Below are 17,813 nucleotides of genomic sequence, written 5' to 3' on the forward strand. Positions count from 1 at the left end.
GGCCGCCGCCTTGGTCTCCTCGGCCTCCCCCGGCTGGTTCGGCTGGCGCCGCCGCTACCCCCGTACGGCACGCGGCGTCACCATCGGGACGTCCGTCCTGGCCGGGGCCCTCCTGCTCTTCGCGCTCCTCGTGCCGAACCGGATGGAGCGGCTCAATCCCGAGGCGTTCTTCCGTCTTCCCGCCGAGGGGATCCTGCTCGCGGGCCTGCTGCTGGCGCTGCCGCCACGTTCACGGCGGCTGATGGCCGTGGTCTCGGGTGCGCTGCTCGGGCTGCTCACCGTGCTGAAGTTCGTCGACATGGGCTTCTACCAGGTGCTGGCCCGCCCCTTCGACCTGGTCCTGGACTGGATCCTGCTCGACGATGCGGCGGAGTTCGTACGGGAGTCCTTCGGCCGGACCGGCCAGGTGCTCGCGGTGGTCGGGGTGATCGCCCTGATCGTCGCCGTGCTCGTCCTCATGACGCTCGCGATGGTCCGGGTGACGAACCTGATGGTCGGCCACCGTGCCGTCGCCGCCCGTACGACGCTGATCCTCGGCACCGCGTGGATCACCTGCATGACGCTGAGCATCCAGATCACCGGCGTCCCGCTGGCCACCAAGGCCAACGCCGATCTGCTCAACAACCGTGTGGAACAGGTACGGGCGGGCCTCAAGGACGGACGCGTCTTCCAGAAGCAGGCAGCCGTCGACGCCTTCGCGAAGACACCGTCGGACCAGTTGCTCACCGGGCTGCGCGGCAAGGACGTCCTGTTCACGTTCATCGAGAGCTACGGCCGTGTGGCGATCGACGATCCGGCGATGGCCCCGCAGATCGACGCGGCACTCAAGGAAGGGACGAGCGATCTCAAGGCCGCCGGATTCCAGTCGCGCAGCGGCTGGCTGAGGTCGCCGGTGACGGGAGCCGGCAGCTGGCTCGCCCACTCCACCTTCCTCTCCGGTCTGTGGATCAAGAACCAGCAGCGGTACCGGAGTCTGACCACCAGCGACCGCGCCACGCTCAACAGCTACTTCCGCAAGACCGGTGCGTGGCGGACGGTCGGCGTCGTGCCGGGCGTGCGGCGGGCCTGGCCGGAGGGCAAGTACTTCGCGCTCGACCACATCTACGACTCCGAACACCTGGGCTACCAGGGCCCCTACTTCAGCTGGACGCCCGTGCCCGACCAGTTCAGCCTGGAGGCCTTCCAGCGTCTGGAGCACGGCAAGAAGGACCGCGAGCCGATCATGGCGGAGATCATCCTTGCCTCCAGCCACAACCCCTGGTCCCCCATCGCCCGCATGGTCGACTGGGACGACCTCGGCGACGGCTCGGTCTTCCACCGGATCAAGAAGGAGGGCACGGACCCCAAGGAGGTCTGGAAGGACCCCGAGCGCGTCCGCACCGAGTACCGCCGCGCCATCGAGTACTCGATCCACAGCCTCACGGAGTGGGTCGAGCGCTACGGCACGGACGACACGGTCCTCGTCTTCCTCGGCGACCACCAGCCCGTGCCGACCGTCACCGCGGGCAACACGAGCAAGGACGTCCCCGTCACGGTCGTCGCCCGCGACCAGAAGGTCCTGGACAGGATCGCCGACTGGAACTGGACGGACGGCCTCAAGCCCGCCGAGAACGCCCCGACCTGGGGCATGGACAAGTTCCGTGACCGTTTCCTGACGGCGTACGGGCCGCGGAAGGGCTGAGACCGGCGGGGCGGCCGGTCCGGTCAGCGCGTCAGACGTGGAGAGAGCAGAAAGTCCGGCCCGCCCCCTTGCCTGATCATTCCGCGCCTGGATTACTGATCCCGAACACTCGGACCGAATGATCGGTCGTCCGGATTGACGCGGTTGGCGAGGGAGAAGTCCCCATGGCGGATGCGACGGAGCTGCTGGACTCGGGGGAACGGCTCGCGCCGGAGGCGCTGCGGGCGTTGCAGCTGGAGCGGCTGCGGACCTCGCTGCGGCACGCGTACGACAACGTGCCCTTCTACCGTGACTCCTTCGACAAGGCCGGCGTACGCCCCGAGGACTGCCGTTCGCTCGCCGACCTGGCCCGTTTCCCGTTCACGACCAAGGCCGACCTGCGGGAGAACTACCCGTACGGGATGTTCGCCGTGCCGCAGGACCGGATCCGCCGTGTCCACGCCTCCAGCGGCACCACCGGCCGCCCCACGGTCGTCGGCTACACCGACGCCGACCTGTCCCTGTGGTCCGACGTGGTGGCCAGGTCCATCCGGGCGGCAGGCGGGCGACCCGGCGACAAGGTACATGTGGCGTACGGCTATGGGTTGTTCACCGGTGGGCTTGGCGCACACTACGGGGCCGAACGGCTTGGCTGTACGGTCATCCCCGCGTCCGGCGGCATGACGGCCCGCCAGGTCCAGCTCATCCAGGATCTCAGGCCCGAGATCATCATGGTGACGCCGTCCTACATGCTGACCCTGCTAGACGAGTTCGAACGGCAGGGCGTCGATCCCCGCGGCACCTCCCTGCGGGTGGGCATCTTCGGCGCCGAGCCCTGGACCGAGCGGATGCGCCAGGAGATCGAGGAGCGGTTCGCGATCGACGCCGTCGACATATACGGGTTGTCCGAGGTGATCGGACCCGGGGTCGCGCAGGAGTGTGTGGAGACCAAGGACGGTCTGCATGTGTGGGAGGACCACTTCCTCCCCGAGATCGTCGATCCGATCACCGGTGAGGTGCTGCCCGACGGCGAGGAGGGCGAACTGGTCTTCACCTCGCTCACCAAGGAGGCCATGCCGGTCATCCGGTACCGCACCCGGGACCTGACGCGGCTGCTGCCGGGGACGGCCCGGGTGTTCCGGCGGATGGAGAAGATCACCGGGCGCAGTGACGACATGGTCATCCTGCGCGGGGTCAATCTCTTCCCCACCCAGATCGAGGAGATCGTGCTCCGGACTCCGGGCGTGGCACCCCACTTCCAGCTGCGCCTCACCAGGGAGGGTCGTCTCGACGCCCTCACCGTGCGCGCGGAGGCCCGCCCCGACGCGTCACCCGAGGTCCGGGACGCCGCGGCGCAGGCCATCGCCGCGGCCGTGAAGGACGGCATCGGGGTGTCGGTCGCCGTGGAGATCGTCGATCCGGAGTCACTGGAACGGTCCGTGGGCAAGATCCGACGGATCCAGGACCTACGGCCCCGCTAGCGCAATGGTCGAGCCGGCCGCGCGGGACGCCATAGCCCCTGCCCCTGCCCCTGCTCACCTATTCGCCCACTCGCCTACTCGCCTGCGAACCGGTCCCGCAGCTCCCGCTTGAGGATCTTCCCGCTCGCGTTGCGCGGCAGCTCGGTCACGAACACCACCCGCTTCGGCGCCTTGAAGCCGGCGAGCTTCTCGCGCGCGTGCTCGATCAGTTCGGCCTCGCTCACCTCGCCGCGCGGGACGACGACCGCCGTGACGGCCTCGATCCACCGCTCGTCGGGCAGGCCGATCACGGCGGCCTCGGCGACTCCCTCGTGCGTGTACAACGCGTCCTCGACGGCACGTGAGGCGATGAGTACGCCACCGGAGTTGATGGCGTCCTTCACCCGGTCGACGATCGTGAAGTAGCCGTGCGCGTCGCGCACCGCGAGGTCGCCGGAGCGGAACCAGCCGTCACGGAAGGCCTCGGCGGTCTCCTCGGGCTTGTCCCAGTAGCCCTCGCACAGCTGCGGGGAGCGGTAGACGATCTCGCCGGGGGTGCCGTCGGGCACGTCCTCGCCGTTCTCGTCGACGACCCGGGCGTCGACGAAGAGGACGGGACGGCCGCAGGAGTCCAGCCTGCCCTTGTGTTCGTCGGGACCCAGCACCGTGGCCAGCGGGCCGATCTCGCTCTGGCCGAAGCAGTTGTAGAAGGCCAGGCCGGGCCATCGCTCACGCAGCCGTTCCAGGACCGGCACCGGCATGATCGAGGCGCCGTAGTACGCCTTGCGCAGCCCGTCGAGATCGCGGGTCGCGAAGTCGGGGCGGCCCGCCAGACCGATCCACACCGTGGGCGGAGCGAACAGGCTGTCCGCGCGGCCCGTCTCGATGAGATCGAAGAGCCGGTCGCCGTCGGGCGACTCCAGGATGACGTTGGTGGCGCCGACGGCCAGATACGGCATGAGGAACACGTGCATCTGCGCCGAGTGGTAGAGCGGCAGTGAGTGGACGGGTCGGTCGCCGGCGCTCAGGTCGAGGGCGGCAATCGCGCTCAAGTACTCGTGGACCAGGGCGCGGTGGGTCATCATCGCGCCCTTCGGCAGGGCCGTGGTGCCGGAGGTGTAGAGCAGCTGGACCAGGTCCTCGCTGCGTGCCTCGGGGCCGTCGTGGGCGGGCGCCGTGGCCTGCCGGGCCAGCAGTGAGCCGTCGGCGTCGCGCAGCGGCATCGCGGGGACGCCGTCGGGGAGCCGGTCGGCGAGGGCGGGGTCGGTGAGGATCAGGGAGCTGCCGGACTGACCGAGGATGTAGGCGAGGTCGTCGCCGGTGAGGTGATGGTTGACGGGGACATGGACGAGGCCCGCGCGGGCGCAGGCCAGGAAGGCGATGAGATAGGCGCAGGAGTTGTGGCCGTAGGCGGCCACCCGGTCACCCGGGGCGAGGCCCCGGTCGCGCAGGACGGTCGCCGCGCGGGAGACGGCGTCGTCGAGTTCCTCGTACGTCCACGCGCGGTCGCGGTCCTCGATCGCGACGCGTGCCGGGGTCCGTCTGGCGCTGCGGCGCAGTACTCCGTCAACCGTGCTGCCGTGTGCTGGCGTCATGACACATGATCCTCGGTGTCTCGCAGAGACGGGTCAAGGCGGAGGCCGGACACCCGACCGGGGACACATACCCGTTGGTATGCTCAACGGCTCCTTCCCTCAATGACGTTGGGAGGCACGATGCGCACCCGCCCCAGACGGCTCGTCGTCGCGGCCGTGGCCCTGCTCGCCACCATGGCCGGGCTGCCCGCGACCGCGGCCGAGCGGCAGGATTCGCAAGACCGGCACGAACAGCTCTCACACGGTGGTCTGTCCGCCGTCGTCCGCTACACCGAGTACGGAATTCCGCATATCGTCGCCAGGGATTACAAGTCCCTCGGCTTCGGCACCGGTTGGGCGCAGGCCGCCGACCAGGTGTGCACGCTCGCCGACGGGTTCGTGACCGTGCGCGGCGAGCGTTCGCGGTTCTTCGGCCCGGACGCGGCGACCGACTTCTCCCTCTCCTCGGCGACCAGGAACCTCTCCAGCGACCTGTACTTCCGCGGCGTACGTCAGACCCGCACGGTGGAGAAGCTCCTCGCCGAACCGGCACCGCGCGGCCCCAGCCATCAGGTCAGGGACCTGATGCGGGGCTTCGCGGCCGGGTACAACACCTGGCTGAAGCAGAACCGGATCACCGACCCCGCCTGCAAGGGCGCCGCCTGGGTGCGCCCGGTCACCCAGCTGGACGTGGCCGCCCGCTTCTACGCCATCGCGGTACTCGGCGGCCAGGGCGGCGCCGTGGACGACATCACCGGCGCCCAGCCGCCCACCGTCTCCACCGCCCGAGCCGGGGGCAGCGGGGCCGCCCCGGACGCCGGGGCGCTGATCCGGGCGGTGCGCGAGCGGACCGCCGACGCGGACATGGGCTCGAACGCGGTCGCCTTCCATGGTGACACCACGGCCGACGGCCGCGGCCTGCTGCTGGGCAACCCGCACTACCCGTGGCACGGCGGACGCCGCTTCTGGCAGGCGCAGCAGACGATCCCCGGCGAGCTCAACGTGGCCGGCGCTTCCCTGCTGGGTTCGCCGACGATCTCCATCGGCTACAACGCCCATGTGGCGTGGAGCCACACCGTCTCGACCGGAGTCCCGTTCAATCTGCACCGCCTGACGCTGGACCCGACCGACCCCACGGTCTACCTGGTGGACGGCAAGCGCGAGCGGATGAAGAAGAGGACGGTGACCGTCACGGTCAAGGGCGGCGGCGCTCCGGTGACCCGTACCCAGTGGTGGACCCGGTACGGCCCGGTCGTGTCCTCCACCGACGGCGAGCTCCCGCTGCCCTGGACCGCCACCACGGCGTACGCGCTCAACGACCCCAACGCGGCCAACATGCGCTTCGCCGACACCTCCCTCGGCTTCAGCAAGGCGCGCGGCACGGCCGACGTCCTTCGGTCTCTCACCCGGCACCAGGGGCTCCCGTGGGTGAACACCATCGCGGCGGACTCCTCGGGGCACTCGCTCTACACCCAGTCCCAGGTGCTGCCCCGGGTCACCGACGAGCTCGCGGCGCGCTGCTCCACTGACCTGGGCAAGGCCACCTATCCGGCGGCGGGCCTCGCGGTCCTCGACGGTTCCCGTGGCGACTGCGCGTTCGGCCGTGACGCCGACGCCCTCCAGCCCGGGATCTTCGGGCCCGCACGCATGCCGACGCTGAAGGACGCGCCGTACGCGGAGAACTCCAACGACAGCGCCTGGCTGGCCAATGCGGACCGGCCGCTCACCGGGTACGAGCGGATCTTCGGCACGATCGGCACACAGCGCTCGCCGCGCACCCGCGGGGCGATCGAGGACGTGGCGGCGATGGCGGAGCGCGGTGGTCTGACCGTCCGGGACCTGGAACGCCAGCAGTTCACGAACCGGGCGCCCGTGGCCGACCTGGCGGCGGCGGACGCGGCGAAGGCCTGTGCCGCGCTGCCGGGTGGCAGGGCGACGGGCAGCGACGGCAGGGCCGTCGACGTGGCCGAGGCCTGTTCGGTGCTCGCGGCCTGGGACCGCACCATGGACACCGGCAGCCGGGGCGCCCTGCTCTTCGACCGGTTCTGGCGGAAGCTGACGGCGAAGGTGCCGGCGGCCCAGCGGTGGAAGGTGCCGTTCTCGGCGACGGACCCGGTGCACACCCCGAACACGCTCAACACCGAGGCCCCCGGCTTCGGCACGGCCCTGGCGGACGCGGTCGCCGAACTCCGGGCGGCAGGCATCGCGCTCGACTCCCGGCTCGGCGAGCACCAGTTCGTCGTACGCGACGGTCGGCGCATCCCCGTCCCGGGCGGCACGGAGGGCCTGGGCGTGTGGAACAAGATCGAGCCGGTGTGGAACGCGGCCCAGGGCGGCTACTCCGAGGTGACGACCGGCTCCAGCCACATCCAGGCGGTCGGCTGGGACGGTGGCCGCTGCCCGGTGGCCCGTACGCTCCTGACGTACTCCCAGTCCTCGAACCCGAACTCGGCCCACTTCAGCGACCAGACCCGGCTGTTCTCGGGTGAGCGGTGGGTGACGGCGCGGTTCTGCGAGAGGGACATCCTGGCGTCGCCGGCGTTGAGGACCGTCCACATACGCGAACGGTGAGTCGGTGTGGTCCCGCTCCACATGGGGCGGGACCACATATGAGTGACCCATGGGATGCGCTGAGAATGCGCCATGCGTCAACAGCCATTCATCGAATGCTTCTTTTGCCTTCCTCGTGCTCCCGTGCGCCCCTTTGGAGAAAGGTTTCGGGAAACCAAGAGCCACTTGGACTGGGCAGGACTTGTCTCAAGTGTTCAAGTCCGTGGCACGTTCACCAATTTCGCGTGCCGCGTATGGCAGGAGGTTTTCATGAGCCGTGCCGTGCCTGAACGAAAGCGTACATGGAGGACAGGAACTGCTCCAGGCATATTCCCAGTCATCGGCCACGGTATCGCGTTATACCGACGGCCGCTGGCGTTTCTGAATTCTTTGCCCGCGTACGGCGATCTGGTCGAGATACGGCTGGGCCCCCAGCGCGCCTGGATGGTGTGCCATCCCGAGCTGACCCACGAGGTGCTCATGGATCCGCACACCTTCGACAAGGGGGGCCCGCTGTACGACAGGCTCGGGAAGCTGATGGGCGACGGCCTCGTCACCTGCCGACAGCCGACGCATCGGGACAAGCGCAGGCTGTTACAGCCCGCGTTCCGCCCTTCCCATGTCGCCGAGTACACGGACCTGGTCACCGAGGAGGCCGCGGCGGTGTGCCGCGCGTGGCCGGTCGGTCAGGAGGTTGCCGTCACCGAGGCGATGATGGCCCTCACGACACGGGTGACCAGCCGTGTCCTCTTCTCCGATTCCCTGGACGACAGGACGACCTCGGAGGTGCGCGACTGTCTCGGCGCGGTCGTGCGGGGCCTGTTCGTCCGCACGGTCGTACCGATCGACGCCTTGTTCCGCCTCCCCACCCCCGCCAACCGCCGCTATCTCCGCGCGCTCTCGCGCCTGCACGGGATCATCGACGCGGTGATCGCGGAGCGTCGGTGGGGCGCCCATCGCGACGACGTGCTGGGCACGCTGCTGAAGGCCGCAAAGGACGACGGCTCGACGGCCGCGGTCACCGACCAGGAGGTTCATGATCACCTGATCACGCTTCTGCTGACGGGCGTCGAGACTCAGGCACTGGCCCTGACCAGCGCTTTCAGCCTGCTGGCCCGCCATCCGAAGGTGGAGCGGCGTCTGCACGCCGAGCTCGACTCCGTCCTCCCCGAAGGCCGACGGCCCACTCCCGAGGATCTGCCGCGCCTCGTCTACACCCGGTGCGTCGTCTCCGAGACGCTGCGCCACTCGCCTCCCGGCTGGCTCTTCACCCGCGTCGCCACCAAGGAGACCGAGCTCGCCGGACGCCGCCTGCCCAAGGGCGCCGCCGTCCTGTACAGCCCCCACCTCCTGCAGCACGATCCCTCGTCGTTCCCCGACCCCGAACGTTTCGACCCCGACCGCTGGTTGCCGGGACGGCCCACCGCCGAAGAGCGCCGCGCGATGATGCCGTTCTCCGCGGGCAACCGCAAATGCCTCGGTGACGAGTTCGCGATGGTGGAGGCCACCTTGACGCTCGCGACCATCGCCGGCCGCCGGCGCTTGCGTCATCTGCCCGGGTACGTCGACCGGAAACCGCGCCCCGGGATCACGATGGGGCCGCGTTCCCTGGTCATGACGTGCGCGCCCCGATCACGTATGCCCTCGTCGGCCTCGCTCGCGCACCGAGCGACCGCCGCCCCGCACACATCGGACAGCCGAAAGGCAGGTGACCACGTTGTCGACGACGCATGAGGAAATCACCCTCGGCCTACCGGACGGAATGCCGGTCGCCAACCTCCGGGACCTGATCGACACCAACCTCCACATGCCCTTCCCGTTCCGGCGGAACCCTCATGAAGCCGATGCCACCGTCGGCGTCGACGCATGGCTGAAGGTGTGGGGGCTGACCGACGAACCTGATGTGGCGGCGATGATCGCCCGCACTCGCCCAGCCGAACTCGCCAGCTACACCAGCCCCACCGTGGATTCTGGTGTCCTGCAGATCGTGGCCCATCAGATCGCCTACCAGTTCGTCTTCGACGACCTCGCGGAGGACCTCGGCCGACGTTCTCCGGGCAGGCTGCTGCCCATGCTGTGCGAGAGCGTCGCGATCCTGCGGGACGGCCGGCAGCCCAGCACGCCCCTCGGAGCCGCCCTGGCCGATCTCCACCGCCAGGTCCGGGAACAGTGCACACCCGCACAGGCCGCGCGATGGGCCTGGCAGAGCTGTGAATACGTGCACGGCCTGTTGTACGAAGCCGTGGCCCAGACCCACCCCGTGCTCCTGCGCACCGGGGACTGCACCTCCATTCGGTCGCTGACCGCGGGCGTAGAGCCGTTCTACCCGCTGTACGAGGGCGCCCGGGCGCGCGAGCTGACCGCGGCCGAGGTGCATCATCCCGTCGTACGGCGACTGAGCCGGCTGTCGGCCGACGCGGCGGTGTGGACGGCCGACCTGTTCTCCGCGGTGAAGGAACAGCGGGCGGGCGAAATGATCAACCTTGCCCTGGCCCACCAGCGCGAACAACGGTGCTCGCTGCCGACCGCCGTGCTCCTGGCCATCGAGGAGATCAACAGCACGATCGAGAAGTTCCAAAGGCTCCACGACGGGATCAAACCGGAGTTGAGCCCCGCGGGCATCCGCTATGTGGAGGGCATGATCGGCTGGATCCGCGGGTGCTACGACTGGGCCCGCGCCGTGCCCCGGTACGCGGATGTGACGTCGGTGCCCGCAGTGCCGTAGACCTCCTGACGCGCACCGTCACCAGCCCCACCCTGGAGACGTCCATTCGTGTCCACTACCCAGCGGGTGGGCGTTCTCCCACCTACCGTTCACGATTCACCCTATGGTGCTCAATTCGGCCTGCCGCACCCCCATAAGGCGTACGCTCGGCCTCCTCCGAGCCGAACGACAGAAGGCGGTACGGCACATGGCGATGGCGCCTCGGCACCCGGTCATGGAGCAGCGGACGTTGCCGGTCACGGAGCAGCGGACGTTGATCGAGCGCCGACGGGAACTTCAGGCCCTTGACGCCGCGTTCAAGGAGTTGCGACGCACCACGGACGGTGCCCCGCAGGCGAGGCGCAGGGGAGTGCTCGCCTTCAGCGGACCGGCCGGGCTGGGCAAGACGGCGCTCCTCACGGAAGCCCGTCAAAGGGCCAAGGCTTCGGGATTCACCGTGCTGTCGGGGAGAGGGGGAGAGAAGGAACAGGGGTCTGCGTTCCGCGTGGTCCGCCAGCTCGTGCAGCCCTTGCTGGCAAGGATGGAGGGCGCCGAACTCCGGGCCTTCCTGGGCAGCTGGTACGACGTCATGGCCGCCGTGCTCGGTCTCGAGGCGAGGGGCCCCGCCCCCGCACCCGACCCGACCGGGGTCCGCGAGGGTCTCGACTGGGTCATGACCTGCCTCACCGTCAAGAGGGCGCCCGTCGTCCTGCTCCTGGACGACCTGCACTGGGCCGACGCCGAGTCCTTGATCTGGCTCGATTCCTTCGCGTCACGGGTCGATGACCTCCCCCTGCTGATCGTGGTCGCCTACCGGCCCGACGAACTGCCCTCCGCGGCGGGGGAACTGCGCACCCTCGTCGGACATCACGGCGACCGCCCCCACGACCTCGCGTGCCTCACCGCCGACGGCGTGGCGCAGATCGTCAGAAGCCAGGTCGGCGACAGAGCCGAGGACGTGTTCTGCAAGGAATGCTGGTCGGCCACCGGTGGGAGCCCCTTCGAGACGGTGGAGCTCGCCATCGGCCTCGCCGAGCGGAATCTTGGTGGCAGCGAGGACGACCTGCCCGCGATGCGTGAACTCGCCGCGGCCATCAAGGGCCCGGGACTGATCGAACGTCTGGAAGGCCTCGACACCACGACCGTCCGCTTCGCGCACGCCGCCGCCGTGCTGGGGTCGCCCTTCTCACCTCAGCTCGCCGCGACCATCGCGGTGCTCGGCGACGAGACCGTCACCGAGGCGACCCAGCAGCTTCGCGCGGCCCGGATCCTCACCGACGGCCACGGCCCGGAGGGTGAGCTCGAGTTCGTCCACCCGCTGATCGCCACGACGATCTACCGGTCCATCCGCTCCGGCTTCCGGGCCGGTCTGCACAACGCTGCCGCGGACGCCGTCCTGAACGCGGGCTACGGCCCCACCGCCGCCGCCCGGCATCTGCTGGAGGTGCCGTGCGAGGGCAGCCCGGAGACGGTCAAGTGTCTGCGCGAGGCGGCTCGCGAATACCTCGGCGCCGGGGCGACCGAGGCCGCCCGGCGCCTGCTGATCCGTGCGCTGCAGGAGCCGCCCCTGCCGGAGGAGCGCGCCGCGGTCCTGCACGAACTCGCGTGCGCCACGTTCCTGATCGAGCCCACGGCCACGGTGCGGCATCTCCGCCAGGCGCTGGCGGAGCCCGATGTCGAACCCGACCTGCGCGCCTCCATCGTCTATCGGCTGACGACAGCGCTGGCCCACACCGACCGGATGGACGAGGCCGTGACCGTCGCCGCCGAGGAGGCCCGGCAGGCCACGAATCCACGCGTCAAACTGCGGATGCAGGCCGACCAGTTCGTCTGGAGCACGATGCGCGCCGACGATCCGGACTCCCCCGCGCGTTCCCGGAGACTGGCGCGGCTGGCCGAGCAGTTGCCCGGCCGCAGCCTGGAGGAGCGCTACATCCTGGGGCTGCGGGCGTGGGACGCCGTATTGCGCGGCGAACCACGGCAGACCGCGCTCGGTTACGCGGAGAAGTCCCTGCGCGGCGGCATGAGCTGGACCGATGAGAACCGTGGCTTCGAGGTGCCCCTTTCGGTGGCCCTGGTGTTCATGTACGGCGATCAGCCGCGCCGGGCCGAGGAGTTGTTCGAGAAGGGCATCGCCGAGTGCGTGGGCAAGGGCTGGCACGGCTCCCACCTGGCCTTCGGCCAGACCATCGCCGGCTATGTGCGCTACCACCGCGGTTGTCTGGCCGAAGCCGAGGACCTGGTACGGGAGGGCCTGCGCATCGCCGACAAGGTGGAAGGCGTCGTGGCCGCCCAGTGGTACGGCGTCAGCGTCCTGATCCAGACCTTGCTGGCCCGTGGCCGCGTCACCGAGGCGCGTGCTCTCGCCGACGACCACCACTTCGGTGAGATGGCTCCGAACGCCATCATCTATCCCGACCCGCGCACCGTGTACGCGGAACTGCTCCTGGCGGAGGGCCGGCACGCGGAGGCGTCGAGGCTGCTGTCCGCGGTCGGGGAGTGGCTGGACGGACGGGCCTGGCGCAACCCGGCCTGGTGCCCGTGGCAGCTGCGGCTCGCGACCGCGCTCGCTCCCACCGCCCCGGACGAGGCGATCCATCATGCCCAGGACGCCGTCAAGCGCGCCCGGGACTTCGGCGCCGCGTCCACCATCGGCCAGGCCCTCCACACCCTCGCCGAGGTGACCGGCGGGCCGGCCGCACTCGACCTGTACGCGGAGGCGATCGACTGCCTGGAACAGTCCCCGGCCTCGTACGAACTCGCTCGCGCCCAAGTCGGCCACGGCGCCGCGCTGTCCCGCCACGGACGGCTCCAGGAGGCCGCCGACCGGCTCTACCAGGGTCTGGAAGGCGCCGTCCACTGTGGGGCCGAGGCGCTCGCCACGCGGGCCAGGGAGGAGCTCTCGACGGCCGGTCTGCGCCCGCTGCCCCTGCGCTATGTGCAGGGGGACGCACTGACCGCGCGCGAACGCCGGACGGCCGAACTGACCGTCGAGGGAAGCCCGGTGGCATCGATCGCGGCGGATCTGCACTTGACCGAACAGGGCGTGCGACAGCTGCTGTCCAGTGTCTACCGCAAGATCGGCACCGACGCGGCAGGTCTCGCCAGAGCCCTGGAGACTCCTCCGCGTATGCGTCCCTGACGTCACACGGGCCTGGTGCGGCCTTCCCAGTACGGATCCCGCAACCGCCGCTTGTACAACTTCCCATTGGGATCCCGCGGCATCTCGGAAACGAAGTCCACGCTCTTGGGCCGCTTGTACCCGGCGAGTTGCCCGGCGCAGTGGTCGAGGATGGACGTGGCGAGGGCCGGTCCCGGCTCCTGGCCCGGGGCCGGTTCGACCACGGCCTTGACCTCCTCGCCCCAGTCGTCGTGCGGGATGCCGAAGGCGGCGGCGTCGGCGACGGCCGGGTGGGCGAGCAGCGCGGACTCGATCTCGGCCGGGTAGATGTTGACGCCGCCCGAGATGATCATGTCGATCTTGCGGTCGCGGAGGAAGAGGTAGCCGTCCTCGTCGAGGTAGCCGAGGTCTCCGACGGTGAAGAAGTCGCCGATGCGGTTCTTCTTCGTCTTGTCCTCGTCCTTGTGGTAGGCGAAGCCGCCGGTGTTCATCTTCAGGTAGACGGTGCCGAGTTCGCCGGGCGGCAGCCGGTTGCCGTCGTCGTCGAAGACGGCGAGTTCGCTGATCGGCCAGGCCTTGCCGACCGTGCCGGGCTTCTTCAGCCAGTCCTCGGCGGTCGCGAAGGCGCCGCCGCCCTCGCTGGCGGCGTAGTACTCCTCGACACACGGACCCCACCAGTCGAGCATGGCCCGCTTCACGTGGTCGGGGCAGGGGGCGGCGCCGTGGATGGCGTGCCGCATGGAGGAGACGTCGTAACGGGCGCGCACGTGCTCGGGGAGGGCGAGGAGGCGGTGGAACTGTGTGGGGACCATATGGGTGTGTGTGCACTTGTGGGTGTCGATGAGGCGGAGCATCTCCTGCGGGGTCCACTTGTCCATCAGCACCAGACGGTGGCCTATGTGCAGGGACGCGCCCGCGAACTGGAGTACGGCGGTGTGGTAGAGCGGCGAGCAGACCAGGTGCACGTTGTCGTCGAACGGCCTGATGCCGAAGATGCCGAGGAAGCCGCCGAGGTAGGACTCCTCTGGTGTCTTGCCGGACAGGGGACGCCGGATGCCTCGCGGGCGGCCGGTGGTGCCCGAGGTGTAGTTCATGACCCAGCCGAGGGTGCGGTCCGCGGGCGCCGACTCGGGTTGTCCGTCGAGGAGTTCGGCGTACGGCCGGAAGCCCTCGACCGTGCCGATCGCGTACCGGTGGGTGCCGGGGAGGCCTGCCTCGTCGGCGGCGTGGCGGGCGGGGTCGGCGAAGCGTTCGTGGGCGAGGAGCACCTTGGCGCCGGAGTCGGCGACGATCCAGGCGATCTCGGGGGCGACGAAGTGGTGGTTGACGGGGACCAGGTAGAAGCCGGCCTGGCTGGCGGCGAGGTAGGCGGCGAAGAACTCGGGGCTGTTGGGCAGGACGACGGCGAAGGCGTCGCCGCGCCGCATCCCGGCCGCGCGCAGGCCGTGGACGAGGCGGTTGGCGGCGGCGTGCAGTCGGGCGGCGGTCCACTGCTCGCCGTCGGGGGCGACGAGGACCGTGCGGTCGGGGTCGGCCGCCGCCTGGGCCCAGAAGCCCGCGGGGGGTGTGCTCGTCACTGGCCGCTCCTTCCGGCGATGCGGTTGATGCGGTCGACGGACTGCTCGAAGCCGCGGGTGAGGTCGTCGAAGACGGCCTGGACACTGCGTTCGCTGTTCATCCGGCCGACGATCTGGCCGACGGGTGTGCCGAGCAGCGGCTCGACCTCGTACTTCTGGATCCGGGAGACGGCTTCGGCCACCAGGAGCCCCTGGAGCGGCATGGGGAGGGTGCCGGGCCCGTTCGGGTCGTCCCAGGCGTCCGTCCACTCGGTACGCAGTTGGCGAGCGGGCTTGCCGGTGAGGGCGCGGGAGCGGACCGTGTCGCCGGATCCGGCGGCGAGCAGTTTCTCGGTCAGCGCGGGTGAATGCAGGTCCGCCTCTGTGGTGGTCAGCCATATGGAGCCCAGCCACACACCTTGGGCGCCGAGAGTGAGGGCTGCCGCCACCTGTGGGCCGCTTCCGATGCCGCCTGCCGCCAGCACGGGCAGTGGGGCGACGGCTTCCACCACCTCCGGGGTGAGCACCATGGAGGCGATGTCACCGGTGTGGCCGCCCGCCTCGTAGCCCTGGGCCACGATGATGTCGATGCCCGCCTGCTGGTGTTTGCGGGCGTGCCGGGCGCTGCCCGCGAGCGCGGCGACGAGCACGCCCTGGTCGTGGGCGCGCTCCACGACGTCGGCGGGCGGTGAGCCGAGGGCGTTGGCGAGCAGCTTGATCGGGTAGTCGAAGGCGACGTCGAGCTGGGTGCGGGCGACCTGTTCCATCCAGCCGGTGATCCGCCAGCCGGCCGCTTCCCCCTCGGCGAGTTCGGGCACGCCGTACTTGGCGAGGGTGTCCTTGACGAACTGCCGGTGCCCTTCCGGGATCATCGCCTCGACGTCGGCTTCGGTGACGCCCTCGACCTTCTTCGCGGGCATGACGACGTCCAGGCCGTAGGGCCGGCCGTCGACATGTGCCTCGATCCAGTCGAGGTCGCGTTTGAGGTCGTCGGGTGCGGTGTAGCGGACCGCGCCGAGCACTCCGAAGCCGCCGGCCCGGCTGATGGCCGCTGCGACGGCGGGGAACGGCGTGAAGCCGAAGATGGCGTGCTCGACTCCCAGTTTCTTGCTCAGCTCCGTCTGCATGGGCGCAGGATGCCGCAGTCGTCCGGACGACGGAAGGCCTTTTCTGATACACCGTCAGATCTCTTGGGCGAACATCCCGTTGACACGGCCCCCGCCTGACACGAAAGTTTCACCACGCAAGGTGATCCCGGAAAGATACTTTCAGCCGGAGCGGCGGGAGGAACCTCGATGACCGACGGCAGACGCGGACCGACCAGGCGTCAACTCACCAAGGGAACACTGGCCTTGGGCGGCGCCCTGGCCCTGGCTCCCTTGCCGGCAGGACCGGCGGCCGCCACCTCCCCCTCCAGCCGGCCCTCGCACCACCCCACCCTGCGCCACGGCTCCCCCGAACGCGCCGGTCTCCTCTCCGCACCCCTGCGCCGCCTGGTCACCGACGCCGAAAGGTTCCTCGGCCCCTCCCCCGCGCACCCCTGGTACGCCGGTGCCGTCCTGCTCGCCGGGCGGGGCGGCACCGTGGCGCTGCACGAGCCGATCGGGATGGCGGTGCGGTATCGGGCGTACGACGAGAAGACCGACACCGGCGTCGAGTTCCCGCCCGAGCAGCAGATCCCGATGGCCGAGGACACCGTCTTCGATCTGGCCTCGGTGTCCAAGCTGTTCACCTCGATCCTCGCCGTGCAGCAGATCGAACGGGGCGCGCTGGGGCTGGAGGCGGCGGTCGCCTCGTATCTCCCGGACTTCGGTCGCGCGGGCAAGCAGGACATCACGATCCGTCAGCTGCTCACGCACACCTCGGGGTTCCGCGCCTGGATCCCGCTGTACGCGGCGCCGACGTACGAGGGGAAGCTCGAACTCATCTGGAACGAGGCACCGCTCAACCCGCCGGGCAGCACGTATCTCTACTCGGACCTGAACCTGATCTCCCTCCAACTGGTCCTGGAGAAGATCACCGGCCGCCGCCTGGACACCCTCCTCGACGACGAGATCACCGGCCCGCTCGGGATGCGCAGGACCCGCTACAACCCGCCCGCCGCCTGGCGGCCGAAGATCGCGGCCACCGAGGACGCCCGCAAGCCCTGGTCCGGACTGGACCGGGGGCTCGTGTGGGGCGAGGTGCACGACGAGAACGCCTTCAGCCTCGGCGGGGTCGCCGGCCACGCGGGCGTGTTCTCCAACGCGTGGGACCTCGCGGTGCTCGGCCGGACGCTGCTCAACGGCGGGTCCTACGGCAGGCGGCGCATCCTGGAACCGGAGTCGGTGGAGCTGATGTTCACCGACTTCAACACCGCCTTCCCGGGCGACGAGCACGGCCTCGGCTTCGAGCTCTACCAGCACTGGTACATGGGCGCGATGGCCACCCCGCGCACGGCCGGGCACACCGGCTTCACCGGCACCTCCCTGGTGCTGGACCCGACGACCGACTCCTTCCTCGTCGTGCTCGGCAACTCGGTTCACCCGGTGCGCAGTTGGCGCTCCGGCTCCGCGCCGAGGGTCGCGGCCGCCGACAACATGGCGCGTGCCGTACCGGTCCGCCCACGCCACGGCCGTACCGCATGGTTCTCCGGCATGGCGACCGCCACCACCGCGACCCTTGCCCTCCCCGCGCTCGACACGTCCGCCGGTGAGGCGTGTCTGCGCTGCGCCCTGTGGTGGGACACCGAGCCCCGGGCCGATCTCCTCGTCCTGGAGTCCACGACGGACGGCGGAGCGACCTGGCAGCCGCTCCCCTTCACGACCACCCGACACGGCGAGGAGCCGCAGGACCACGCGAACGGGACGGTGACCGGCTGGTCGGGCCGCGTCTGGCACCGCCTCACGGCCCGGCTCCCGGCACACCGGCAGCTGGCGCTCCGCTGGCGGTACGCCACCGACCGGCTGTATGTGGGCCGTGGGGTGTACGTCGACGGGCTGCGCGTCGAGGCGGCGGACGGCGTCCTGTTCGACGACGCCCGGCCGGCGGACGCGGCCCGTGTCGCGGCGACCGGCTGGAGTGCCTCCGCCGACTGACGGCCCGATTGACCGCCCGATTGATCGCCCGTCTGACGGCCCGTCAATCGGCGGCCCGCTCCAACACCGCCATCGCCGCGTTGTGCCCCGGCACCCCGCTCACCCCTCCCC

General features: G+C 70.2%; 10 protein-coding genes. 7 read left to right on the forward strand and 3 right to left on the reverse strand.

Annotated elements, in window-relative coordinates; translation table 11 throughout:
- Nucleotides 1-10 precede the first annotated feature (10 nt).
- Nucleotides 11-1,681 (forward strand): alkaline phosphatase family protein, encoded by a 1,671-nt coding sequence (locus L0P92_RS30555; protein ID WP_234766291.1) that lies wholly within the window; start codon nucleotides 11-13, stop codon nucleotides 1,679-1,681.
- Between the two features lie 164 nt (nucleotides 1,682-1,845).
- Nucleotides 1,846-3,141, forward strand: a complete 1,296-nt coding sequence (gene paaK / locus L0P92_RS30560) for a phenylacetate--CoA ligase PaaK (protein ID WP_234766283.1) — start codon at nucleotides 1,846-1,848, stop codon at nucleotides 3,139-3,141.
- 74 nt (nucleotides 3,142-3,215) lie between these two features.
- On the opposite strand, the gene L0P92_RS30565 is transcribed toward paaK, so the two are convergent.
- Nucleotides 3,216-4,715 (reverse strand): acyl-CoA synthetase, encoded by a 1,500-nt coding sequence (locus L0P92_RS30565; RefSeq protein WP_234766284.1) that lies wholly within the window; start codon nucleotides 4,713-4,715, stop codon nucleotides 3,216-3,218.
- A gap of 120 nt (nucleotides 4,716-4,835) precedes the next feature.
- On the opposite strand from L0P92_RS30565, the gene L0P92_RS30570 reads away from it, so the two are divergent.
- The 4 genes from L0P92_RS30570 to L0P92_RS30585 all read left to right on the forward strand — a co-directional run bounded on the left by L0P92_RS30570 (nucleotide 4,836) and on the right by L0P92_RS30585 (nucleotide 13,090).
- Entirely contained in the window at nucleotides 4,836-7,265 is a 2,430-nt protein-coding gene (locus tag L0P92_RS30570) for a penicillin acylase family protein (protein WP_234766285.1), read from the forward strand.
- Nucleotides 7,266-7,514: 249 nt separating this feature from the next.
- Nucleotides 7,515-8,978, forward strand: a complete 1,464-nt coding sequence (locus tag L0P92_RS30575) for a cytochrome P450 (RefSeq protein ID WP_234766286.1) — start codon at nucleotides 7,515-7,517, stop codon at nucleotides 8,976-8,978.
- Nucleotides 8,953-9,969 (forward strand): (-)-alpha-amorphene synthase, encoded by a 1,017-nt coding sequence (locus L0P92_RS30580; RefSeq protein ID WP_234766287.1) that lies wholly within the window; start codon nucleotides 8,953-8,955, stop codon nucleotides 9,967-9,969. Before L0P92_RS30575 ends, L0P92_RS30580 begins: the two co-directional genes overlap by 26 nt.
- A gap of 214 nt (nucleotides 9,970-10,183) precedes the next feature.
- Nucleotides 10,184-13,090 (forward strand): ATP-binding protein, encoded by a 2,907-nt coding sequence (locus tag L0P92_RS30585; RefSeq protein ID WP_234766292.1) that lies wholly within the window; start codon nucleotides 10,184-10,186, stop codon nucleotides 13,088-13,090.
- Between the two features lie 2 nt (nucleotides 13,091-13,092).
- Here the strand turns inward: L0P92_RS30585 and L0P92_RS30590 are convergent, their stop codons facing one another.
- Complete coding sequence (locus L0P92_RS30590) at nucleotides 13,093-14,646, reverse strand: acyl-CoA synthetase (protein WP_234766288.1); 1,554 nt, start codon at nucleotides 14,644-14,646, stop codon at nucleotides 13,093-13,095.
- A complete protein-coding gene (locus L0P92_RS30595) occupies nucleotides 14,643-15,752 on the reverse strand; it encodes a nitronate monooxygenase (protein ID WP_234766289.1) in 1,110 nt (369 codons plus the stop codon). Before L0P92_RS30595 ends, L0P92_RS30590 begins: the two co-directional genes overlap by 4 nt.
- 168 nt (nucleotides 15,753-15,920) lie before the next feature.
- Between L0P92_RS30595 and L0P92_RS30600 the strand changes: the two genes are divergently transcribed.
- Entirely contained in the window at nucleotides 15,921-17,702 is a 1,782-nt protein-coding gene (locus L0P92_RS30600) for a serine hydrolase domain-containing protein (RefSeq protein WP_234766290.1), read from the forward strand.
- Nucleotides 17,703-17,813 lie beyond the last annotated feature (111 nt).

The sequence above is a fragment of the Streptomyces muensis genome (assembly GCF_021474425.1).
Classification (GTDB): domain Bacteria; phylum Actinomycetota; class Actinomycetes; order Streptomycetales; family Streptomycetaceae; genus Streptomyces; species Streptomyces muensis.